Source organism: Chryseobacterium sp. P1-3, assembly GCF_000738495.1.
GTDB lineage: Bacteria > Bacteroidota > Bacteroidia > Flavobacteriales > Weeksellaceae > Chryseobacterium > Chryseobacterium gallinarum.
This window is the reverse complement of the sequence record NZ_JPEQ01000007.1, coordinates 673,945-685,408: the sequence shown is the minus strand read 5'-3', so window position 1 is coordinate 685,408 and position 11,464 is coordinate 673,945. Positions and strand designations below refer to the sequence as shown.

Here is an 11,464-nt window from a genome sequence, read left to right as displayed (position 1 = left end):
ATGAATTATTTGCATAGAATCATCTTTCTTTCTTTCAGTTCCCTGGCGTTTTCCCAAAGTCCCGGTGGAGTAGGAGAAGTAAGCCTCTGGCTGAAATCTGATGCAGGGCGAACAACAACACTGTTGTATACGGATTATAGTAGTAATCAACATGCTATATCAGCTGAGGCAGAAAAGAATAAACCCCGGTACAGCTTACTGAATTATAATGATGCGCTGGATTTTGACGGGACTTCTAATTTTCTGAAAATCCCTTACGTGATGGAAACCCTGAACAAGGTCAACCTGTTCATGATTTATCAGAATAAAAATACGAATAGGGAAAGTGCTCTGCTTTCTACGGATTTTTCAGGAGAAAAGGAAATGTACTACAGTACAGCCAACGTTTTCAGGTATAACAACGAGCAAATTAATGATATAGAACCTGGAAAGCTAGATAGCACAGCTTCTTTAAGTATGTATTCCAAATTTGATGTACCCTCTCAGAAAATAGGATATGTGTTGGGAAGTTCAGGAAAAAGCAATATTTATATCGGAAAAGATGCAGGAACAAGAAATTGGGCTGCTTTCAAAGGAAAATTACCGGAATTCTTTATTTACCGTAAAATTTTAACTCAGAATGAAAGAGACAGGGTTAATTCTTATTTAGCCATAAAATACGGAATTACCATACCTATGACTGAATATCTGAGCTCTAAAAGTAAAAAAGTATGGAAAAAAGAAGACTATACAGATTACCCTGAAAATATAGCGGGGATCGGTATAGATCAATATTCGGGGCTTTATCAGAAACAATCTACCAGTACTTCTGAAAATAAACGCTTAATTATCGCCAGTAAAGAATTGGCTGTGAGTAATAAAACCAATACGGCACAGTTGCCTGATCAGACATTTCTGATTTGGGGAAACAGCCGGGATGGTTTAGTGCTTGATCAGGAAGTATTAGGACAGCAGCTTTTAAAAAGGAAATGGAAAATCCGTTTATCCGCTGAAAAGAAAGAAGAGGCTTTTCCCACAGAAGTTGTTTTCTACATCAAGGATATTATTCCTTTGATTCCTGAAGGAAAAAAACTATCACTAGTGATCGACAGATCCGGAAAGGGAGATTTCAATAGTACAGATCTTGAAACTTATCCGGTAGGGTCGATAGATGATAAAGGATTTGCTCATTTCAAAGATATTGTATTTGATAAAGATTTTTCGGGAACGGATGTGTTTACTTTTGCTTTAGGTTCAAAATTATTGTTCTCAAAAGAAATCATACAAGCCAGTTGTAATAATAATTTTGGTGCTTTAAAACTTAATATTCAAGGGGGCACGGGACCTTATAAAATTAATCTTACCAAAGATAATGTACTGGTACAGAATCAGACTTCTCAAAGCTCAAAGGTAGATTTCAATAATCTTGCAACAGGAAGTTATACAATGGAAATTTTGGATAAAGCCAATACTTCTTCGCGCTTTAGTTTTGAGATCAACAACTTTGGCTCCGTTCATAATAGTTTAGCTGAAAGTTATGTACTTCCTCAAAATGGATATATTGAACTCGATGCTTCCAAAAATATTGATAACAGGGGAACTCATTATCAATGGACTTCAGATAACGGATTTACAAGCACGCGTCCTGATGTTAAGCTCTATGAACCGGGAGAATATACCATTAAGGCAACCACTTCTGATGGCTGTGTGAGAATAAGTAAAGTGACCGTAACCCAATCATCAGAGAACGGTATTACTATTTTCCCTAATCCTACACGTGCCGGAGAAAGTTTTACGATTCGTGCCCGTCTGTCAAAAGCAGAAGATATTTATGTCAAAATCCTGGATATGTCCGGAAGACTGGCTAAAGAAAGAAAAGAATCCGGCAAATCATTCTATGAAATTAAGGATTCGCTTCTTGTGGGAGGAACATATATCGTAATCGTGGAAACCACTACCCAGAAAAAAACTTTTAAACTAATCATTAATTAGTAACGACTATGAAGACATCTTTATTTAACATAATCAGAAAACAGAAGAAGCTGGTTAATTCTTTTATCTTTCTTATCTCATGGTCGCAGATACATGCCCAGGCCAATCATCTTTTCCTGACGAAAGAAGAGAGGCAACCGGAAGGTAAGGAGTATAAAAGTATAGCCGCAAAAGATTCTAAATTTACCTTTTCTTCAGTTGAAAAGAATTTAGCCGATGCATCAGAACCTTCACCAGAAGTGTCAGATAATAAAGAGAAAGTTGCATCTCAATCTGAAGGAGTTTCAAAAAGTATTAACATTGAGAGAACAACATTTAATACCAGCCATACAAACAGCTCCAGATATTATATTTCAGATATAAAACAAGGTGTTATTGGTAAAGATGAAGCCCATCCTATAGACCAGGTGTATGATAATATCTTTACCGTAATCGTTGATAATGCAGTAAAATCAAATTCTTCCGCCTGGCTGGAATATGAATTGTATGGAGTGACTCATTCCTCCGGAGTAAGCAAATACATCAATGATGAATTGGCTACCGGAGGTAATGCTGTCGAAAAAAACAACCAATGGACTTTCCATTCGGAAGCATTATCAACTTCTGCAATTCTTCAAGGTAAAAACAAAATTACTTTTACCATTCCTTCTGAAGCAGATTATACCTACAAAGTCCGTAATGTCCGTATCAGAGTTGATAAGGCAATTCCTTCATCCTACAAACCGGAGAAAACGGTAGTTTCTGCATTGATCAAAAATATAGCAGCCGGGGAAGCCGGAGAATTGCATTGGGAAGGAGCAGGCCTTGAAGTCAATAAAGGAATTCTGAAAACTTCACAGAATTTTTCGGTAACACCTTTGAGGGATATTGATATTCCGGCTACAACGCCAGAGTTCGTGAATGTAACCAAAGAACATTTTGCTTATCGTTTTCTTCCGCATGGAGAGCATTTCAGTATTCCTGCGAAAGTAACAATGGCGTATGATAAGTCTAAAATTCCTACAGGATATACAGAACAGGATATCAAAGCTTTTTATTTTGATGATATTCAGAAAAAATGGATGGCGTTAGAAAAGGATTCTTTAATGACTGAAAAGCAGATTTTGGTTTCCAAAACAACGCATTTTACAGATATGGTTGCAGGAATCATCAAGGTTCCGGAATCTCCGGAAACCGGGAACTATGCGCCTAATTCCATAAAAGATATTAAAGCTGCCGATCCATCTACAGGAATTGTAAGTATAGGAGCACCTTCTCCTAACAGTATGGGAACGGTAAATACGAGCTTCCCTATTAAGCTTCCTGCCGGTAGACAAGGAATGCAGCCCTCATTATCTGTCAGTTATAACAGTGAAGGAGGTAATGGATGGATGGGATTAGGCTGGGACCTCTCTATTCCTGCCATTAGCATTGATACCAGATGGGGGGTACCAAGATATGATAGTGCCAAGGAAACTGAAATCTATTCTTTTGGAGGGGAACAGTTGACCTTTAAGGACGGAGATAAATTTGTATTACCCAATCGTACAGAAGGTTTTGATAAAGACAGGACGGCAGAACGACAATTCTACCCAAGAATAGAAGGGGCTTATAACAAAATCATCAGACATGGAAGCAACCCATCCAATTATTGGTGGGAAGTAATTAGTAAAGACGGTACCAGAAACCTTTTTGGAGGTGATGGCACTGCAATAGTGGAAAATGCAGTGTTAAGACAGAAAGATACCCGTAATATTGGACATTGGGCACTTTTCAGAACTATTGATACCAATGGGAATTATGTAGACTATCACTATAATACGGATGACAGAGTTTATCAGGGAAGTCCGGGTAATGGAGGGCAGGAAATGTATATTAAAGAAATCAATTATACTTTACATAATACACAAAATCCACCTAAAAATTATAAAATAGTATTTGAAACAGTTGCAGGAAGATCTGATGTACAGATTAATGGCCGTCTGGGTTTTCTTCAGGTAACTTCTAAAAAATTAAATAAAATTGAAATAACTTATGGAGGAGAGCCAATAAGAAGTTATGATTTTATATATAAAGAAGGAGCTTTCTATAAAACATTGCTTGAAAGTATTACCGAAAAAAATGCAGAAGGCGCTGAGTTTTATACGAATAGAATAGAGTATTTTAACAACATTGAAACATCCCAGTATGCACCGGAAACCACCATAGACGGTGTGGCTAACGATGCAGGAATCAAGAGTTCTTCATTATTGGGACATGGTGATTCAAAAAATAGTACGGTTGGTGGAGCTCTTACATTTGGTCTTGCAAAAGTAGGAGATACTCAAGCGTATAATCCAATTACTAAAAGTGCAACTCTTGGAGGAGATTATCAGTATACTGAAGGAGAAGGTGGAGGAAGATTGACTATCACAGATGTGGATGGTGACGGACTGCCTGATAAGATTCTGAAAAATGAATGGAATTCTCCGGATACTACTTTTAAATACAGAAAAAAAGGTCCGGATACAGGTGCATTTGGTAGTAATTTATTAACTCCGGAAAATTCAAAATCGTTTTCTTATTCAAAAAGTTATACGAATAGTTTCGGTTTACAAGCAACAGCTTCAATCCTTTTTCAGGCAGGAGCTTCAGGTGGAACATCCAAAACAAAAGATCTGACTTATAATTACTTTACAGATGCCAACAGTGATGGGATTCAGGATATTGTAAGTAACGGGCAGGTTTACTTCGGAAGAGTAGAAAATGGAGTTTTAAAGTACAGTACAGATGTTTCATTAACTCCCAATCCCATTACGAAAGGTGCAGCAATAAGTACACCTGCTGTAGATTGTAATGAGGTATTGGAAGATTATAAAAACTCTCCATTGCATGATGTTGTTAAAGTCTGGAGGGCACCGTTTGACGGAATGATTGGAATATCCGGTTGGATGCAGCTAAAAAATCCTTCATCAAGTCCGGATGGTGTAAAAGTAAGTGTACAACACTTTAAGCCGGAGACTAACACTTCAAGCTTCCTTACACCATTCACGGTCCTTACGGGTACAGCAAGGGCTAATATCACTACAACTTCATTACAGGTAAAACAAGGGGATTATATTTATTTCAGAGTAAACTCAAGGGATAATGGTGTCGGCGATCTTGTTGAAATGGTTGCTGGGATTTCTTATCTTTCAACTCCTATCTCATATCCCTATCCGGGAGCTCTTTCAGACTGGTACAGAGATTCATCAGAAACTCCTTTGGGACAATTAGATAATGTGAGCTTGGTAAGCAGTAAAAATGGTACAGGTGTTCCTGTGAATGTTGCTTCCGGTACTATTACGGGAACTTTTAATAAACCTCTGACAGTACAAGATATTACCGTTAAAATTGTAAAAAAACAATCAGATGGTACGGTAACAACAATAGGAAGCCAGCAGTATCCATATACAACTACAGGAAATCAAACCCTTCAATTGAATACCGGGGCTTTGACGGAGAATGATATTGTATATTTCCAGGTACAATCTAATTTGAATGAGAAATGGGAGAATTTAAAATTTAATAATTTAAAATTGACCATCAATTATGAAGGAAGTGATATAGAGCTTCCTATCATTCCGGATTTCCAGTTTTATAATTTAAGAAACAATACAACGGCTACATTTAAGCCATGGATTGACATGCGTGGTCGTGACGGAAATTATTCACTCTATGCAAAGTTAACAGGTAAACCAGCCGGAAGATATACTTATATCGTAAGAAATAGGGTAATGCAGCGTGGAAACTTTGTAGATCCAATTATTACTACGATCAATTGGACAGGCAGTGTGAATTCTATGCAGGAGCTTTCTATTTCTCAGCCGATCATACGTTGGAATGATTATTATGTTGAATGTTATACGGACTTAGCTTCTGACGCCGGATTGGATGGAGCAATTCCTAATATGGAGGTGGAAATTCGTGAATCTGTGAATGTGAATCCTGCTGCTCCTACCGTATTTGAAACCCATGGTATCAATGTCTATGGAAAAGATACTGATAAAATATACAAAGAAGGTTCCAGTACAGATTTGTCCACTGATAATGGAAGATTTGGAGCAATGTACAGAAGCTGGGGGCAATTTATTTACCATGGAGGATATGGTACATTACCTACTGCTTGTAGCCAACTACAGGATCAGCTACCAGATTATGGAAGTCAGCCTATAGATCCTGGTAAATTAGTTCCTCCTAGTGATGAGAACGATTCTACACCTTTGAATTCCAGGCTTTTCATCATGATGAATGCTTATAACGGAAGAGATTTCAATACTCCAAGTAATACCGACTATGTTCAGAGGTATATTGGAATGAGTAAAACGACTTACGTACAAGGATCAGAGATTTCTTCATCACGAATGGGAATGAATGATATGAGCGTGCTTTCACAAGGTACATCTGCGAATACTCCGGGAGTTTTTAATGCTCCTGTGAAGCAATCGAAAACCACTAATAAGAATGGCGGGATTTCGGGAGGTTTCTCTGTTTTCTCATTGAATAAAACAACGTCTTCAGGTGAAACGATCAACACTCTTGATTATTTTGATATGAATGGCGATGGGTATCCCGATGTCTTAAGTGGAAATAATATTCAATATACCAACATGATTGGTATGCTTTCCGGAAATACTTTGCCGGGAGCAAACGATAATCCACATAGAACCAATCATAAAAATACAGGGGTAGGAGTTGGTCAAAGCTATCCTTTGTCTGGAAAATCTAATGAATCCAGTAATAAAAATGCCTTGAAAGCCGTTGAGCCAGGATTTAATTTTTCAGCGGGAACATCTGATGGAACAGATTTCTCTAATTACAGTTATATTGACATTAATGGAGACGGGTTATTGGATAAAGTAGCGAATGACGGGCAGGTTCAGCTGAACTTAGGGTATTCTTATGCTCCGGCTGAAAGCCTTTCATATGGTAATTTCAGAAATGGAACCACCACTTCAACGAATCTTGGTGCGGGAGCATCTATTGGAGGTACGGTAACAAGTGGTTTACCGAAGGGTGTCAATATGTTTAACGGAAGTATTGCTTTTGGAGCAGGAAAATCTGAAACGTTTACTGATCAGAAAACATCCCTGATCGATATCAATAATGATGGTTTGGCAGATTTGGTAACCAATTCAGGCGGAAACCTGAGTGTACAGATTAATACAGGAAATAAATTTGTTTCCATACCATGGAACGCCTCATCCAATATTCAACAGGATGTTTCCCGTGGATTTAATATGAATGTCGGATTTACAGCATCTATCCTCATTCCTCTTGGAACTACCGGAAATTCACTAAAAAATTTCTATAAACCCTAGTACAAGCTTTGGAGAAGGAGATAGTAACGTTAAGCAGCAAATATTAGATTTAAATGGAGATGGTTTCCCGGATTTATTAAAATCACAGGCGGATGGAGACGGTAACTTTAGCAATACGAGCGCACTGGTACAATATTCCACAATAGGGACTACGAATCTCCTTAAGAAAGTAACGACTCCAATGGGAGGATCTTGGGAAGTTTCCTATGAAAGGGCAGGAAATACCTACGAGCTTCCTCAAAATAAATGGGTAATGTCTTCTGTAGTTTCTTATGACGGATTTACTGGGGATAGTCAGTTTAAACCTGATTTTTCTAAAATTACAGTTACTTATGAAAACCCTTACCACAGCAGAAGGGAAAGAGCCTTTTATGGATTTGAGAAAGTAAGAACCAACCAAATCAATACAGGAAACGGAGGAGCTGCGGCTACTGAAATATACCGTTATACATTACAGACTTTTAACAATAATTCATACTTTTTAAAAGGAGCTTTATTGTCTGAGGTATTGTATGATGCTGCGGGAAATAAATGGACGGAGAAGATTAATGACTATTCTGTACGCTTCATCAATAACACCAATACACCGGAAACTAATCTTTTCAAAGGCGATGCAGAAAAAAGTTTGCAAAATTATGCCTACTTTATAGCTTCGGTTAAAACGATGTCCAACTTTTACGAAGGACAAAGCACAGCAGGTAAATCCACCTTCACTCAAAATGTCACATTCGATAACTATGCGAATTTAACAGGATATTTTGATAAAGGAGATGAGAAGATTGGAAGCACAGACGAATTAACAACAGAAATTCAATACCAGATTACTGATAATGCCTCCAACTACCTTATACTACCTACTAAGGTGAAATCAACCGCCACAGGGGTAGTAAGAGAAAGAACGGCTCAGTATGACGGTAAAGGTAATGTTACAGCCATTACAATGATAGGACCTGGAAATCCTGTCAACAGTTATGAGTATGATATCTATGGAAATATTAAAAAAAGCAACTGGTCCTGCCAATTATCAGGGACAACGTTTCTTCCATGAATATACTTATGATACCAATGTAGCAACATATCCGACAGTGGTAAAAGATGCTTTCGGGTACAGCAGCAAATCGGAATATGATTTCCGGTTCGGAGTGCCTGTCTTTACTGAAGACATGAATTTACAGCCAACGCAATATGCATATGATGCAGCGGGAAGAACTACTGAAATTACAGGGCCTTATGAATTGTTTAATGACATTCCGTGGACGATACAGTTTGATTATCAGCCTGTAACCTTTGCGCCAAGTAATAATGCCGTAGTATCTTATGCGAGTACCCGTCATTATGACCCGGATAATGCCAACAACACGATCAATACAGTAAGCCTGTCAGATGGTTTGGGGAATCCAATACAAGTGAAGAAATCAGCAGAAATTTACCAAAAAGGGCTTCGATATGTAGTATCCGGAAAAGTAGAGCAGGATGCATTTGGCAGAGCATTGAAAACTTATTACCCGACAGAAACAACGGGAGCACCATATGTTTATGATCCTACCGTAGATACAGTTGTTCCTACAATTAATACATACGACGTATTGGATAGGGTACTTACGACTAAACTACCGGATGAAGACCTGATTTCTGAAGTAGAGTATGGCTTTGGAAATGACCGTGAAGGAAGAAAGATGTTCCGTACCATGATGACAGATGAATTAGGAACCATCAAAACTACGTATACGGACATTAAAGGCCGTACAACAACAGTACATGAGCCATCCAATACCGGGGATATCTTTACCAGCTTTACCCATGATGCCATTGGAGAATTATTGAAAGTAAGAGATGTACAGAATAACCTGACCACCAGTATTTATGATGATCTCGGAAGAAGGACTTCCATGACCCATCCGGACAACGGTACTTCAACTTTCGCCTATGACCCTGCAAGCAATATGACTTCCAGAACCAACGCGGAAAATGAAACAGCTACCTATGAGTATGATTACAAACGTTTAAAAGCAATTAATTATCCAAAATATCCTGAAAATAATGTGAAATATTATTATGGTCAGGCGATGGATGCCTCAGCAATGGATAATAATGCGGTGGGTAGACTATGGTATCAGACTGATGCTACCGGTACCCAATACCTGAAATACGGAAGATTAGGTGAATTGACCCATCAGCGTCGTTCTATAGCAGCTCCGGGAGCAGGAGTATACTGGTTCGGTACCGAATGGGAATACGATACATGGAACCGTGTGAAAACGATTACCTATCCGGATGGAGAAAAAGTAACGTACAATTATAACCTGGCCGGAAACCTTAAGAGTATGGCTTCCATAAAAGATGGATTTGCCAGAAATATCATCAATGAATTAGGCTATGATAAATTTGACCAGAGGGTATTCCTGAAATACGGAAACGGAACCACAACCAGCTATGAATACGAAACGAAGAGAAGAAGGCTACTGAAGCTGAATGCCCAGACTCCTACGAATCGTTACTTCATGAAAAACCTCTATCAATATGATGTAGTGAGCAATGTATTACAAATCCATAATAATGCTCCTGTGGCACAGGCCGGATTATTAGGAGGAGGTACCAACCATGCCTATGGGTATGATGATTTATACAGATTAACCTCTGCAAGTGGTAACTGGCGTGGTATGAATCCACAAGGCCAGGAAGAGCGTCAGCGTTATACGGTTACAATGGCCTACGATAATATGCATAATGTGATGAGTAAAACCCAGAAGCATGAAAGAGCCATGGGCAGTACCGGAACAGTCTGGAATAACATTGAAGCTACTTCTTATCGTTTAAATTACCGGTATGAAGGAACAAAACCACATGCTCCGACAACAATTGTAGATGAGCCTAATGTACCGGGGGCACTATGTTGTGACGTTAACAATCCACAAGTGAAGTTCCAGAACTATACGTATGATAAAAAAGGAAACCCTACGGCAATTGCACAACAAACCTGTACCGTAACAGAACCAAAAACCAAGTACTTATGGGATGAGGAAAACCGTATGCGTTTTGTAGATACCAATCCTTCCACTCCGGAAGTAGACGGTTCAGCGATCTATACGTATGATGCGGGAGGGGAAAGAATTATTAAAAATGTTCTTTCTACAGCAGTGATCACAGGATCTAACGGAACTTCTCAAACGATCACCAAAAATGATTATAGCTTGTACCCTAACGGAATGGCTGTCGCAAGACTAATCTTCAACACCCAGACCCAGAAATATGAACTTTCTTATACCAAGCATTATTATGCGGGTAGCCAGCGTATTAACAGCAAGCTAGGGAAAGGAAAAGATGTAGGATTATTTAACTGTGCATGGTTAATCATTCCTTACGGAACTGGAGCGTCTTCCATCAATGAAAAAGTAGTAGCCAAAGAAAAACTGGAAGCCAATACTGCAGCAAGTTTAGCCATTATGGCAGCGAACGGCATTACACCACCCCCTAATTACGGACAAAATGCAGGATATACAGAAAATTGTGTACCTTCGTATACAGGAGTGGAAGAGAAAGATACTTATTGGTATCACCCTGATCACTTAGGCAGCAGTTCATTTATTACCGGTTTAGATGGAGAAGTAACCCAAAATATCGAGTATTTCCCAAGCGGAGAGGTATTTGTAGAAAACCATAAGAATTCTTACAACACGCCTTACAAGTTTAATGGTAAGGAGCAAGATGATGAAACAGGATATTACTATTATGGAGCGAGGTATTATAATCCGAGAGTTAGCTTGTGGCTGAATGTAGATCCGTTGGCGGAATATAATCCGTTTATGAATGATCAGGCTTATATTGATGGGCAGCATAATGGAGGAGTATATAATTCTGGAAATAATAATCCATATATTTACACATATCAAAATCCAATTATTTACATAGATCCTGATGGAAAACAAGTGACGGTTGTAGATGGGGTAAGATATCATAAAGTATTAATTGTTCAAAAAACTGTGTTATGGGAAGGGCAAGCTAATAGATATAGAATACAAAAAACGAATGAGTATGAAACATCTAGAAGTGAACGAAACTTTACAGGAGCAATTGAATATGAGTATACGGTTTTTCCAAAAGGAGGTAAGTCTGCTGTTAAATTAGCAGGACAAAATTCAACAGCTGATTTACAAAAAAAATTATTCTAATAATTA

At 38.4% G+C, this 11,464-nt stretch carries 4 protein-coding genes; all 4 read left to right on the top strand.

The features are described 5' to 3' along the window. From HX13_RS11735 to HX13_RS11720, 4 genes are read left to right on the top strand one after another with little or no spacing between them, the layout of a single operon-like run. Entirely contained in the window at positions 1-1,971 is a 1,971-nt protein-coding gene (locus HX13_RS11735; protein WP_050021211.1) for a T9SS type A sorting domain-containing protein, read from the top strand. Positions 1,972-1,979: 8 nt separating this feature from the next. Continuing rightward, positions 1,980-7,289 carry a SpvB/TcaC N-terminal domain-containing protein gene (locus tag HX13_RS11730; RefSeq protein WP_050021210.1) on the top strand — a complete coding sequence of 1,770 codons (5,310 nt, stop codon included), beginning with the start codon at positions 1,980-1,982 and terminating at the stop codon, positions 7,287-7,289. Next, the gene (locus HX13_RS11725) at positions 7,273-8,337 is read left to right on the top strand and encodes a toxin TcdB middle/N-terminal domain-containing protein (RefSeq protein ID WP_128572372.1); all 1,065 of its coding nucleotides are present in this window, start codon (positions 7,273-7,275) and stop codon (positions 8,335-8,337) included. Before HX13_RS11730 ends, HX13_RS11725 begins: the two co-directional genes overlap by 17 nt. Then, a complete protein-coding gene (locus tag HX13_RS11720) occupies positions 8,276-11,458 on the top strand; it encodes an RHS repeat domain-containing protein (RefSeq protein ID WP_050021208.1) in 3,183 nt (1,060 codons plus the stop codon). The genes HX13_RS11725 and HX13_RS11720 overlap by 62 nt, the downstream gene beginning before the upstream one ends. The last annotated feature ends 6 nt before the right edge of the window (positions 11,459-11,464 follow it).